The 12,645-nt window shown below is 64.0% G+C and carries 11 protein-coding genes and 2 tRNA genes; 6 read left to right on the forward strand and 7 right to left on the reverse strand.

The window, feature by feature from the left end; translation table 11 throughout:
• Positions 1-181 precede the first annotated feature (181 nt).
• Positions 182-1,549: a trigger factor gene (tig, locus tag AC4CS3_RS15090; protein WP_490784145.1), complete on the reverse strand. Its 1,368-nt coding sequence runs from the start codon at positions 1,547-1,549 to the stop codon at positions 182-184.
• 68 nt (positions 1,550-1,617) lie between these two features.
• Positions 1,618-1,692, reverse strand: a tRNA-Pro gene (locus AC4CS3_RS15095).
• Positions 1,693-1,836: 144 nt separating this feature from the next.
• Here AC4CS3_RS15095 and AC4CS3_RS15100 point away from each other — a divergent pair.
• A tRNA-Gly gene (locus AC4CS3_RS15100) sits at positions 1,837-1,910 on the forward strand.
• A 69-nt stretch (positions 1,911-1,979) separates the two neighbouring features.
• Here AC4CS3_RS15100 and AC4CS3_RS15105 read toward each other — a convergent pair.
• The 3 genes from AC4CS3_RS15105 to AC4CS3_RS15115 all read right to left on the reverse strand — a co-directional run bounded on the left by AC4CS3_RS15105 (position 1,980) and on the right by AC4CS3_RS15115 (position 4,502).
• Positions 1,980-2,882, reverse strand: coding sequence for an Fpg/Nei family DNA glycosylase (locus tag AC4CS3_RS15105; protein ID WP_490784146.1), 903 nt, complete (start codon positions 2,880-2,882; stop codon positions 1,980-1,982).
• Complete coding sequence (locus AC4CS3_RS15110; RefSeq protein WP_284984215.1) at positions 2,882-3,364, reverse strand: ribose-5-phosphate isomerase; 483 nt, start codon at positions 3,362-3,364, stop codon at positions 2,882-2,884. Before AC4CS3_RS15110 ends, AC4CS3_RS15105 begins: the two co-directional genes overlap by 1 nt.
• 136 nt (positions 3,365-3,500) lie before the next feature.
• Positions 3,501-4,502 carry a hypothetical protein gene (locus AC4CS3_RS15115; RefSeq protein WP_490784147.1) on the reverse strand — a complete coding sequence of 334 codons (1,002 nt, stop codon included), beginning with the start codon at positions 4,500-4,502 and terminating at the stop codon, positions 3,501-3,503.
• A gap of 137 nt (positions 4,503-4,639) precedes the next feature.
• Between AC4CS3_RS15115 and pepN the strand changes: the two genes are divergently transcribed.
• The 4 genes from pepN (at position 4,640) to AC4CS3_RS15135 (ending at position 9,129) form a co-directional block, all read left to right on the forward strand.
• Positions 4,640-7,201 carry an aminopeptidase N gene (pepN, locus tag AC4CS3_RS15120; RefSeq protein ID WP_490784148.1) on the forward strand — a complete coding sequence of 854 codons (2,562 nt, stop codon included), beginning with the start codon at positions 4,640-4,642 and terminating at the stop codon, positions 7,199-7,201.
• Positions 7,202-7,301: 100 nt separating this feature from the next.
• The gene (locus AC4CS3_RS15125; RefSeq protein WP_490784149.1) at positions 7,302-7,781 is read left to right on the forward strand and encodes an OsmC family protein; all 480 of its coding nucleotides are present in this window, start codon (positions 7,302-7,304) and stop codon (positions 7,779-7,781) included.
• Between the two features lie 147 nt (positions 7,782-7,928).
• Positions 7,929-8,654: a mechanosensitive ion channel family protein gene (locus AC4CS3_RS15130; protein WP_490784150.1), complete on the forward strand. Its 726-nt coding sequence runs from the start codon at positions 7,929-7,931 to the stop codon at positions 8,652-8,654.
• Between the two features lies 1 nt (position 8,655).
• Entirely contained in the window at positions 8,656-9,129 is a 474-nt protein-coding gene (locus tag AC4CS3_RS15135) for a globin (RefSeq protein ID WP_490784151.1), read from the forward strand.
• 55 nt (positions 9,130-9,184) lie between these two features.
• Here the strand turns inward: AC4CS3_RS15135 and AC4CS3_RS15140 are convergent, their stop codons facing one another.
• A complete protein-coding gene (locus AC4CS3_RS15140) occupies positions 9,185-9,859 on the reverse strand; it encodes a DUF8185 domain-containing protein (RefSeq protein WP_345450409.1) in 675 nt (224 codons plus the stop codon).
• Positions 9,860-9,922: 63 nt separating this feature from the next.
• Here AC4CS3_RS15140 and tesB point away from each other — a divergent pair, with 63 nt between their 5' ends.
• The gene (gene tesB, locus AC4CS3_RS15145) at positions 9,923-10,828 is read left to right on the forward strand and encodes an acyl-CoA thioesterase II (protein ID WP_490784152.1); all 906 of its coding nucleotides are present in this window, start codon (positions 9,923-9,925) and stop codon (positions 10,826-10,828) included.
• Between the two features lie 106 nt (positions 10,829-10,934).
• Here the strand turns inward: tesB and ettA are convergent, their stop codons facing one another.
• Positions 10,935-12,617 (reverse strand): energy-dependent translational throttle protein EttA, encoded by a 1,683-nt coding sequence (ettA, locus tag AC4CS3_RS15150; protein ID WP_344787633.1) that lies wholly within the window; start codon positions 12,615-12,617, stop codon positions 10,935-10,937.
• Between the last annotated feature and the right edge of the window lie 28 nt (positions 12,618-12,645).

The following is a 12,645-nucleotide window of genomic DNA, read 5'->3' on the forward strand; positions in this document are numbered from 1 at the left end:
GCTGAACTTGCCATCCCTGATCTTCACTACTTGGACACTAACCGTTTTCCACGGCGATTTGTTCTCCCAAATCGCGCTGTTCGCTGACGGCGCACGATTGCGGAAGGGGGCGCTTTCCACGCTCCCGGGCTTAAACCAAGCCGCCCCCGGATCAAGGATCCGGGGGCGGCAGGAGGTGAAACTAGAACTTCACTGCAGCGGGGTCGTCGCTCGGAACAACGGCTGCTTCTTCGGCTTCCTCGACTGAGACTTCTTCGCCAGCGGGGCGCACGAAGTCGCTGAGGTCGACCTTGTTGCCTTCGGAGTCGACAACCTCGGCCTGGCCGAGGACAACTGCGAGGGCCTTACGGCGACGTACCTCGGAAACCATCATGGGAACCTGGCCGCTCTGATCGATGATCTGGGCGAACTGGTTCGGGTCCATGCCGTACTGGCTTGCCGTGCTGACAATGTAGTCGATCAGCTCGTTCTGGCTGACGCTCACTTCTTCCTTGTCGGCAATGGCGTCAAGGATGATCTCGTTCTGGAAGGCGCGGGCGGTATTGGCCTTGACCTCGGCGCGGTGTTCCTCGGTGTCGTGCTCGCCTTCACCGTGGGCGTTCTCCGGGTTGAAGTGTGCTTCGAGCTGCTCTTCGACCACAGAGTCCGGAACCGGAACCTCGATGAGCTCTACGAGCTTGTCCAGGACCTTGTCGCGGGCTTCGACGCCCTGGCCGACGACCTTGGACTCAGCGGCCTGCTTGGCAAGGTCTTCACGCAGTTCGGCAAGAGTGTCGAACTCGGATGCCAACTGGGCGAAGTCGTCGTTGGCCTCAGGAAGCTCGCGCTCCTTGACGGTCTTGACAGCAACCTTGACCTGGGCTGCTTCGCCGGCGTGCTCGCCGCCAACCAGCGTGGTGTCGAAGATTGCTTCTTCGTCGGCAGAAAGGCCGGTGACGGCCTCGTCGAGGCCCTCAAGCATGGTGCCTGCGCCAACCTGGTAGGACAGGCCGGTGGCGGAGTCGATCTCGGCGCCGTCGATCGTGGCGGTGATGTCGATGGTCAGGAAGTCACCATCGGCGGCCGGGCGGTCAACGGACTTCAGCGTGCCGAAGCGGCCGCGGAGCTCGTCCAGGGCCTTGTCGACGTCGGCGTCTGAGGAATCGGCTGCAGCAACCTCTACCTTGATGCCGGCGTAGTCAGGGAGCTCAACCTCGGGACGGACGTCAATCTCGACCTGGAACTTCAGTTCGCCGTCGGTCGAGGACGGGTCCGGAACCTCGGTGATCTCAACCTCGGGACGGCTCAGCGGGCGGAGGCCGGCTTCCTGGACGGCAGCCTGGTACCAGCCGTTGAGGCCATCGTTGATGGCGGTCTCCAGGACGTAGCCGCGGCCAACGCGCTGGTCAACCAGCTTGGAGGGAACCTTGCCCTTGCGGAACCCGGGAACCTGGATCTGCGAAGCAACGGTCTTGTAAGCGGCATCGATGCTCGGCTTCAGTTCCTCAAAGGGAACCTCAACGTTGAGCTTGACCCGCGTGGCGGTGAGGTTCTCGACAGCGCTCTTCACAGTCTAAGTACTCCTGGTTTTGTGGGATGGGGTTCTGCCGCGTTCCGGATCGGAACAGGCACACAGAGTCGGGGTGACAGGATTTGAACCTGCGACTTCCTGCTCCCAAAGCAGGCGCTCTAGCCAAGCTGAGCTACACCCCGTGAATGCACAGGACAGTCTACGGGCATCTCGGCGGAGAATGCACATTTGACACTTGGCCCCTGAATTAGGTTTAGTTATATCCGGCTTCAACAGCCACCGGAAAGATGCGCGGAACACCCTGAGAGGTGCATGCAGTCTTGCCCGGGGACGTAGCTTAATGGTAAAGCCTCAGTCTTCCAAACTGATTACGCGGGTTCGATTCCCGTCGTCCCCTCCACACAACGAAGGGCCCCTCACCGAGGGGCCCTTCGTGTTTCCGCCTGTTTTCACCTGCTAGCGCCGGACTTTAGTTCTGGCAGCCGGGGCACCAATAGAGCTTGCGCGCACCGATCTCGGCCATCCCCACTACGTCGCCACATCGCCGGCACGGCTGTCCCTGCCGCTTGTAGACAAAGTGAGCCTCGCCGTCGAGCGCTCCGCCGCTCCCGCCGCTCCACAAAGCCGATGGGGTCGTAACAATCCGCCCGTCACGGACGCCGTCGGACATCGCCGCCACGGTGTCATCCCACAGGCGTCCGGCGGTTTCTGCGTTCAGGGAGTTGCCCGGAGTCCACGGATCAACGCGCTGGCGGAACAGCACCTCCGCGCGATAGATGTTGCCGATCCCGGCCACGACCGACTGGTCCATGAGGAGGAACCCGACGGCGGTCTTGCGCCGCAGCAAGCGGCCGATGAACTCCTCGCGGTCGCCGGGGCGGTTGTGGAGGGGATCGGGACCCAGGCGCGCCAGGACGGCCGCGGCTTCCGCCTCGGTGATCGCCGCGCAGGTGGTGGCGCCCCTCAGATCAGCCCAGCCGTTCGCTGAAACGAGGCGCACGCGCACGGCACCCACAGGCTCGGGCGGACCCGCGTAGCTGCTTCCGGGGCTCTCTGCGCTGCCGTCTTGTGGGAAGGTCTCGCGTTCGCCGATCCGGCGCGGCGCCCCGATGCTCGAGGCACCCGCGAAGGACTCATCGCCACCGAAACTCCACGCACCGTAGAGACCCAGATGGACGTGCAGGAGCACCCCATGGTCAAAACGCAGGAAGAGCTGCTTACCGTGCGCCGTCGCTTCGAGCAGCTCGTGGCAGTCCAAAAGCGCCGCGCCCGCTGCGAACCGGCCTTGGGGGCTGGAGACCTCCAGCACCTGGCCGGCAAAAACATCCTGGAACTGGCGTGCCAGGCGATGGATGGAATGCCCTTCAGGCACTACGCAACGATTTCGCCGGTGTTCTCATAGACGGCGATTTTTCCGATGCGGCGCACGTGGCGTTCGTCGTTGCTGAACGGTTCTTCCAGGAAGGCCTCGATCAGTTCGGTGGCTTCCTCGACGGTGTGCTGGCGGCCGCCGACGGCAACCACGTTGGCGTCGTTGTGCTCGCGGGCCAGTTTCGCCGTAGAGAGGTTCCAGGCGAGTGCGGCCCGGACACCCTTGACCTTGTTCGCGGCAATCTGTTCACCGTTGCCGGATCCGCCCAGGACGATGCCCAATGCGTGAACCCCGGCTTCTTGGTCGGCGACGACCGCAGCGGCCGCGTTGATGCAGAACGAAGGGTAGTCGTCGAGGGCGTCGTACACCTTGGGGCCGTGGTCTACGACGTCGTAGCCTTTGGCCGTCAGGTGGCTTACGAGGTGGGCGCTGAGCTCCATGCCGGCGTGGTCCGTGGCAATGTGGACGCGGGGTGTGGTCACGGGAAGTCCATTCAGTCTGGCGCGCGAACGCGGCAAAGCCGGGCGCGGCGGTGAGGGATGCGGTTCCTAGGTTACTAGGATCGGACCCCGGCTCACCTCTTAAGACGAAGCCAACAGGCCGGACGCCTTCCGGCGCTCAGGGGGCCGGAGGCTGCTCGCCGCGCTGGGCACGCGCCGCGACGCGGTTCAGGATTCCAGCGAGCCGGTCCGCCGTGGCCGAGGTCCCTGCGCTGAAGGCCACCCTGCGGCCGCTGACCTGGCGGACGACGACGGCGGGACCGCTGCTGACGAGCATGGCCGTGGCCCCTCCGTGGTGCCGGAGTCCCCAGCCGCCGAAGTCGGCGGCCCTGACTTCCTGCGCGGCAGCGCCTGCGATATCCACGGCGGGCACTGTGAGGACCCGCAGAACGCCCGCGACAAAGACCTGGACTCCTCCCCGGTCCGCCCGGACGCGGACGAAGAGGAAACACGCTCCGATGACGGCGACCGCCGCCAACAATGCGCCCAACCAAGGGAGCGCGATCGCAATCAACATGGCGGGGAACAAGGTGGCCACGCAGATCATCACGAACACCGAACTCCGCGCGTGGACCCACAGCAACATGGAATCCTCCGCCAGGCCGGGGTCTTCCGTCCGGATCCTTTCGGCTTCGAGGGCGGCATCGTCTTCGGGCGTCCAATGCGGGTCGGGCTTGAAAGCCATCATCATGACCACGCCAAGGGGCAGAGCCGCACCTGCGCCCAGCGCGAGGACCGTGGCATCAACGTGCGAGCTGCGGGCGTCGGCGAGGCCCGTTTGCCCCACGAGCCCCGCGGCCAGCACAGAGGTGATGAAGAGGGTCACCATCAGGCCCATGCCCATCATGACTCTGCGCATGATCACGGGCCGGGCAAGGGGAACAGCCTGGATGAAGACCAGCCAACCCGCGACGACCAGGAAGCCTCCTCCGCCGAAGACGTAGGCGAGGAACGGCGCGAAGCTGATGCCGCCGTCGGCGTTCCACGCGATGGCGACAGGATCGGGAAGATTGTTGCGCAACATAAGTGCACACACGGCAAATGCGCCGGCCAGCAGCAGCGGAAATGCCACCGCAAAGCGGAGCGCCCGGAGATCCAACGAGTCGCGCATCTTTCCCATATTCCAACGCTACCCCGCGCCGGCGACACTGTGATCGAGCTTCCTTGCCAAGCCGGAATCAAGTGAAAGAATGACTTCACAGCGCCGGCGCTGGCTGAAACCAACCGGCTTCTCGAAACCATTCTTGGAGGCAACCCTTGCCAGGCCTGAACCTGACGCGCGCCGAAGCCGGACAGCGCGCAGAATTGCTCACCGTGACCTCGTACGACGTCACCCTCGACTTGACGAAGGGCGCCACGGTCTTCGGCTCCACCACAGTGGTGAGGTTCTCCGCCGTCGAGGGCTCCTCGAGCTTTATCGACGCAATCACGGAGACCGTGCACAGCGTGACGTTGAACGGCACCGAACTCGATCCGGCAGTGGTGTCCGACGGCGTGCGCATCCAGTTGCCCGGGCTCGCCTCGGAGAACGAACTCAAGGTAGTCGCCGATGCACCATACATGAACACCGGTGAGGGCCTGCACCGTTTCGTTGACCCGGTGGACAACGAGGTCTACCTGTATACGCAGTTCGAGGTCCCCGATTCCCGCCGCATGTTCGCTGTGTTCGAGCAGCCGGACCTGAAAGCCGCATTCGCGTTCACGGTCACCGCGCCCTCGCACTGGGACCTGATCTCCAACTCTCCCACCCCGGTACCGGTGGAAACCACTCCCGGTGACAACGGCGGCGCGCGCTCCGTCTGGCATTTCGCCCCCACTCCACGCATCTCTTCGTACGTCACCGCCTTGATCGCCGGACCGTACCAATCGGTCCGCAGCAAGGTCACCAGCTCCGATGGCCGCGTCATCCCGCTCGGGGTGTTCGCCCGCAAGTCCCTCATGCAGTACCTGGACGCCGACAACATCTTCGAACTGACCCGCCAGGGTTTTGAGTTCTTCGAGGCCCAGTTCGGCTTCCCGTATCCCTTCGAGAAGTACGATCAGCTGTTCGTTCCCGAGTTCAATGCCGGCGCCATGGAAAACGCCGGGGCGGTGACCATCCTTGAGGGCTACGTCTTCCGGGGCAAGGTCACCGACGCCCAGATCGAGCGCCGCGCCATCACCGTGCTGCATGAGCTTGCCCACATGTGGTTCGGGGACCTCGTCACGATGCGCTGGTGGAACGACCTGTGGCTCAACGAATCCTTCGCCGAGTACATGTCACACCTGGCCGCCGTCGAAAACACCGAATTCGACCGGGCCTGGACCACCTTTGCCTCGGTGGAGAAATCCTGGGCGTACCGGCAGGACCAGTTGCCCACGACGCACCCGATTTTCGCCGAGATCAACGATCTCCAGGACGTCGAGGTCAACTTCGATGGCATCACCTATGCCAAGGGAGCTTCCGTGCTCCGGCAGTTGGTTGCCTGGGTGGGGCCGGAACATTTCATGGCCGGCGTCCGCGAATACTTCCAAAAGCACGCCTGGCAGAACACCGAACTGGTGGACCTCATGAAGGAACTCGAAGCTGCCAGCGGCCGCGACTTGGACCAGTGGGGCAAGCTCTGGCTCGAGTCCGCCGGCGTCAACACTCTCTCCCCCGAGCTCGAGGTCGACGCGGACGGCACCATCACGTCCTTTGCGATAGTGCAGACGGCTATCGACGAGCAGCCCACGCTGCGGCCGCACCGCCTCGCCGTCGGGTTCTATGACCTCTCAGCCGAAGGCAAACTTGAGCGGACCCACAGGGAGGAGCTCGACGTCGACGGCCCCCGGACCCATGTTCCCGCCCTTGCCGGAATGGCGCGTCCGGACCTGGTCCTGCTCAACGACGACGACCTCGCCTACGCCAAGGTCCGCCTCGACCCCGCATCCTTGGCCACTGCGAAGGCCCACCTGAAGGAGTTCGCCGGCAGCCTGCCGCGCACCCTCGTATGGGGCTCGGCCTGGGATGCAGCCCGCGACGGCGAAACCCCGGCCCGCGGCTACGTCGAGCTGATCCTGGCGAACATCGCGTCCGAGACCGATTCCTCCGTGATCCTGACCCAGCTCCGCCAGCTGGCCACCACCCTGACGTACTACGTCGCGGCGGAGCACAAGGATGCGGCCACGGTGGCCGCCGCTGACACACTGTGGGAACTCTCGAGTACCGCGGCTGCCGGATCGGACGCCCAGCTCCAATTCGTGAAGTCCTTCGCGCTGCTTGCCGCGAGCAGCTCCCAACTGGACACAGTCAGTGCGGTCCTGGACGGCAGCACCGTCCTGGATGGCCTGACGGTTGACCAGGATTTGCGCTGGGAACTCCTCACCGCACTGGTGGTGGGCGGGCGCGAAGGCCAGGACCGGATAGACGCCGAACTTGGGCGCGACCACACGGCCAATGGCCAGAACGCCGCCGCTTTGGCGACGGCAGCCCTTCCCACTCCCGAGGCCAAGGCCGCCGCCTGGAAGAAGATCGTGGTCACGGGCGAGCTCTCCAACGCCATTCAAAGCTCCGCCGTCACGGGCTTCACGCGGGTTCCCGATACCTCCCTGTTGGAGCCGTACGCCGAGGAGTACTTTGAGGCCGTACCTGGGATTGTTGCCAGCCGCACCTTTGCGCTTGCCCAGCAAATCGTCGTCGGGCTCTACCCGGCGCAACTGACCACGCAGGCCACGGTTGACCGCACGGACAAGTTCCTCGCTGAACTGCCGGCGGACAGCAACGCCCTGCGGCGGATGATGCTTGAAAACCGCGACGGCGTCGCCCGTGCTCTGAAGGCCCGCGCGGCAGACGTCTAAAGGTCGTCGGATAAATCACCGTCCGGCCCCGGTTCCGCTTCAATGGAACCGGGGCCGTTCAGTGTCCCGCCGGCGAAAGCACCACCGCTAGACTTTCCGCATGAGCCTGGACGAACACCGCTACTCCCTGACCGTGCGCTGGACCGGAAATCTAGGCGCCGGGACCTCCACCTACCGCGGCTACACGAGGGACCACGACGTCGAGATCCCCGGCCTGCCCGTCCTGAAGGGATCCTCGGACCCCACCTTCCATGGCGACCGGAGCCGGTACAACCCCGAACAACTGCTCCTCACCGCCCTCTCCCAGTGCCACATGCTGTCTTTCCTGCATGTCGCGGTCAAACACGGGGTGGTGGTCACCGATTACGTGGACCACGCCGAGGGCTTGATGAGGCTCAATCGCGATGGCAGCGGCCAGTTCGAGAACGTCACTTTGAAGCCGCAGGTCACGGTTGCCGACCCGGCGCATATTTCCCTCGTGGACCAGTTGCACCATGAGGCCAACCAGGTGTGCTTCATCGCCCGGAGCGTCAATTTTCCCGTTCAACATGAGCCGAGCACGACGGCGGCCGCCAGCTAGTCAGGTGTCTAAATGGCTGTCCGGCCAAGAATCACGATGCGCATGCGGCCGCGCTACGGCGATAGGGTTGACCGTGGACAAAGTGTTCAGCGCCCGGCAATCAAGGGCCCGGCGAACAATTGGATCCCGTGAGGAGCATTCCCGCATATGAACGTCGCCTCGTCGACCGACAACATCGTGGCCGATGCAGCCAAGATCGATTACGCGTCCATCTTCGTGACGCTGGGCATTGGGCTGGTGGTCTGGGTTGTGGCCCGGTTCGTCATTTTGCGCATTACCCGTCGAGTGGCAGAGGGCACGAGCTTCTTCAAGAAGCCGCATTTCAGGTGGGTCCAGCCGGCCTTCCGGGCACTCGACCATGAACGCCGCGCCCAACGCGCCCACACCATCGGCTCGCTGCTGACAAGCGTGCTCAGCGTGGTGGTGGTGGTCATTGTCATCATCTACGTCCTCAAATACCTGAATGTGGATATAGCCCCGCTGCTCACGAGCGTTGGTATTTTAGGTGTGGCCATTGGCTTCGGCGCCCAACAGCTCATCCGCGATTTCCTGTCCGGCATCTTCATCACCATCGAGGACCAGTTCGGGATCGGCGATGTGATCGTTACCACTGAAGTGATCGGCACCGTTGAATCGGTAGGCCTCCGGATCACCCGGCTCAAGGCTGAAGACGGCGCCATCTGGTATCTGCGCAACGGAGAAATCCTACGGGTGGGCAACCGCTCGCAAGGCGACTACGTACCGGAAGAACCAGCCGCGCCGGACGTTCCGCCAGCACCCCCGGGCACTGCGCCTGCCGAAACCGCGGCATCCGGTGCGCCTCAATCTTCAAAGGAATCCCTCAAGATTCAAGAGCAGAAAGCAGGCGAGTGACATGGCCAGCCAGCCGGAATCAGCAACGCCGCAGCCGGCCGAACGGCGGCAGTTGATGCAAAACGATCCATTCAGCCAGCCTGCCTACACCGACAGCTTCTATGAGGCCATCGGTGGCCACGAGACTTTCGTGAAACTCATCGACGTCTTCTACGACGGCGTCGCCGGCGATCCTTTACTCCGGCCCATGTACCCGGAACAAGACCTCGCCCCGGCCAAGCGGCGTTTCCTCATGTTTCTCGAGCAGTATTGGGGCGGCCCGGGCACCTACAGCGAGGAACGCGGGCACCCCAGGCTGCGGATGCGGCACATGCCGTTCCAGGTGACACCCGAAGCCAAGGACCGCTGGCTCTTCCACATGCGCGCGGCAGTGGATTCGCTCGATTTGTCGCCGCTTCACGAAGGTACGCTGTGGGACTACATGGATCGGGCAGCGCTAACGATGGTCAACAGCCCGTCGGTCCAGCAGCCCTGAGCTTGTAGGCTCGTGCGGTCCGTCGGTCCAGGATTGGGCCGGGCCTGGTTAGGGTTCAGCGGGCTTGGAAGCCCAGGCCTGATCCGGATCGTGCGAGGATGTGGCCCCGGCTGCCGCTGAGCCGGAACCAACGGCCGTTGCGGAAGAGCCGGTGTTCGCCGTCGCCAAGGAAACCGAGCGCAAGGGCCGCGAACGCCGCGCCGGCGGGCACTCCGTCGAGTCCCGGAATCTCCCGGCCCCACACCGCGGCCCTGGCGTTGTTGACGATCAATGCGCCGGGCTGATCAGGAACAATCCCGGCCACCTCGGCAATTCCGGCATTCGCGACTGACCTGAGTTCGGCGTCGGGCACTGAACCCAGAGGCTCCCAGCCGCTGCGGGGTGCGCCGACTCCCGCCCACGATTCGGAAACCGTCGACGGCGGGATCGGAAGCTCGACGTCGTCGGCACCAGAACGCGCCAAGCGGTCCAGGACCGAAGACAGGGTCACGGTGACGTCCGCATGCGCGTCATCGGCGAGGGCGATGGTCCGGAGCCCGAGAATGGTCGGCGTCGACTCGCCCAGGAGGCGCGGCCTCAGGACGCACACATATGCAGCCAGGACGCGTCCGGAGGCCTGCAGCCGGATGGCGCCATCGTCGATGCTCTTGGCACGCGTGACATAAGTGCGGAGATCCGCCAGATCACGGGGATCGACGAAATGGAAGGACTGGGTCAGTACATCGGACACATCATTGACTCTACCGGCATGTCCGCGGTTGAGAGGGGTCAGGGGGGCGTCTAGAGTCGAACCATGACTGACGCGCACGCCGGCCTGGAACACCAGGTTGCCCTGGAGGACCCCACATCCACCCTCATCGAACTGTTGTCCCTGGCCGACTTCGACGGCGCGAGGACAGCCGAGGACATCTTCCTTGGGCCCTCCCAGAAGCAGCCGCGCCACCGGGTGTTCGGCGGGCAGGTGCTCGCCCAGTCGCTCGTCGCCGGTATGCGAACGGTGGAAGAGGACCGAACCGTCCATTCCATGCATGGCTATTTTCTTCGTCCCGGGGACGCCAACCAGCCCATCACTTTCAGCGTTGAACGGCTTCGCGACGGACGCTCGTTCTCCGCTCGTCGGGTGCACGCCTACCAGGAAGGTCAACCGATCCTGTCGATGATCGCTTCCTTCCAGACCGAAGCCGAGGGCGTGGAACACCAGTCCTCCATGCCGGTCGGAATCCCGGATCCCGAAACCCTGGCGAGCACCGCGGAACTCCTGCAGAAGTACGACCATCCTCTCGCCCGCCACATGTCATTCGAGCGCCCCTTCGACGTCCGCCACGTCGACCCGGCAATCTATGTGGAAGCGCCGAAGGACCGGGTCGCCAGCAATGCCGTCTGGATGAAGACCTTTGGCCCAATGCCGGACGATCCCAACCTTCATCTGGCCGCCCTGGCCTACGCAAGCGACTACACCATCCTGGAATCAGTGCTGCGCAAGAACGGATTGAGTTGGATGACGCCCGGCATGAGCGTCGCGAGCCTTGACCACGCCATGTGGTGGCATCGCCCCGTGCGCGTGGACGAGTGGCTGCTCTACGTGCAGGAGTCCCCCAGCGCCCAAGGCGCCCGCGGACTTGCCACCGGCAAGATCTTCAGCCGCGACGGCGAGCATGTCGCCACAGTGGCGCAAGAGGGGATGCTCCGGATACCGTAGTCGCCGCCGCGCCGCAGCACGACGCGGCCACGTTCATCGAAGCAAAGAAGGCCGGCGCCCCGGAAGGAAATATCCAGGGCGCCGGCCTTCTTCGGTGCAAATCGCTTTAGTCGCGGGTCAGCTTGCGGTGCGTGACACGGTGGGGCTTGGCAGCGTCCGGGCCAAGGCGCTCCACCTTGTTCTCCTCGTAGGACTCGAAGTTACCCTCGAACCAGTACCATTTCGACGGGTTTTCCTCGTCGCCTTCGTAGGCCAGGATGTGGGTGGCAACCCGGTCGAGGAACCACCGGTCGTGCGAGACCACCACGGCGCAGCCGGGGAACTCAAGCAAGGCGTTCTCAAGGCTGCTGAGGGTTTCGACGTCGAGGTCGTTGGTGGGCTCGTCAAGAAGGAGAAGGTTTCCGCCCTGCTTGAGGGTCAGTGCCAGGTTCAGGCGGTTACGCTCACCACCGGAGAGCACCCCGGCCTTCTTCTGCTGGTCCGGTCCCTTGAACCCGAAGGCCGCGACATAGGCGCGGGACGGCATTTCAACATGGCCGACCTGGATGAAGTCCAGGCCGTCTGAAACGACCTCCCACAGGGTCTTGTTGGGGTCGATGCCGCCACGGCTCTGGTCGGCGTAGGAGATCTTGACCGAGTCACCGATCTTGAGGTCGCCGCCGTCGAGCGGTTCCAGCCCGACGATGGTCTTGAACAGCGTGGTCTTGCCGACACCGTTAGGACCGATGACGCCGACGATGCCGTTACGGGGCAGCGTGAACGAAAGCCCGTCGATCAGGGTCCGGTCCTCGAAGCCCTTCTGCAGGTTCTTGGCTTCCAGGACCAGGCCACCCAGACGCGGTCCCGGCGGAATCTGGATTTCCTCGAAGTCGAGCTTCCTGGTGCGGTCAGCCTCGGCCGCCATTTCCTCGTACCGGGCCAAACGAGCCTTCGACTTGGTCTGGCGGCCCTTGGCGTTGGAGCGGACCCATTCAAGTTCCTCGGTGAGGCGCTTGGCCTGCTTGGCGTCCTTCTTGCCCTGGATTTCGAGGCGGGCGCGCTTCTTCTCCAAGTACGTGGAGTAGTTGCCTTCATAGGGGTAAAGGCGGCCACGGTCCACTTCACAGATCCACTCGGCGACGTGGTCCAGGAAGTAGCGGTCGTGAGTGATGGCGAGGACGGCACCGGGGTAGGAAGAGAGGTGCTGCTCCAGCCACAGGACGCTCTCGGCGTCCAGGTGGTTGGTGGGCTCGTCAAGGAGCAGGAGGTCGGGCTTCTGCAGCAGGAGCTTGCAGAGCGCTACACGGCGGCGCTCACCACCGGACAGGACCGTCACGTCGGAGTCGCCCGGGGGGCAGCGGAGTGCGTCCATGGCCTGCTCGAGCTGGGAATCGATGTCCCAAGCATCCGCAGCGTCGATGGCTTCCTGAAGGTGGCCCATTTCCTCCAGCAGGGTGTCGTAGTCGGCGTCCGGGTTGGCCATTTCCTCGGAGATCGCGTTAAAGCGCTGGATCTTCGAGTAGATCTCGCCCACGCCTTCCTGGACGTTGCCCAGGACGGTCTTTTCCTCGTTCAGGGGCGGCTCCTGCAGGAGGATGCCCACGGAGTAGCCGGGGCTGAGGCGGGCTTCGCCGTTCGACGGTGTGTCGATACCAGCCATGATCTTCAGGATCGTGGATTTGCCGGCTCCGTTCGGGCCAACGACGCCGATCTTCGCGCCAGGGAAGAACGACATGCTGACATCGTCCAGGATTAGTTTTTCGCCAACGGCCTTGCGAGCCTTGGTCATCGTATAAATGAATTCCGCCATGCCGTTAAATCTAATGGGTGGCACGGCA

Source organism: Arthrobacter sp. SE2, assembly GCF_058244265.1.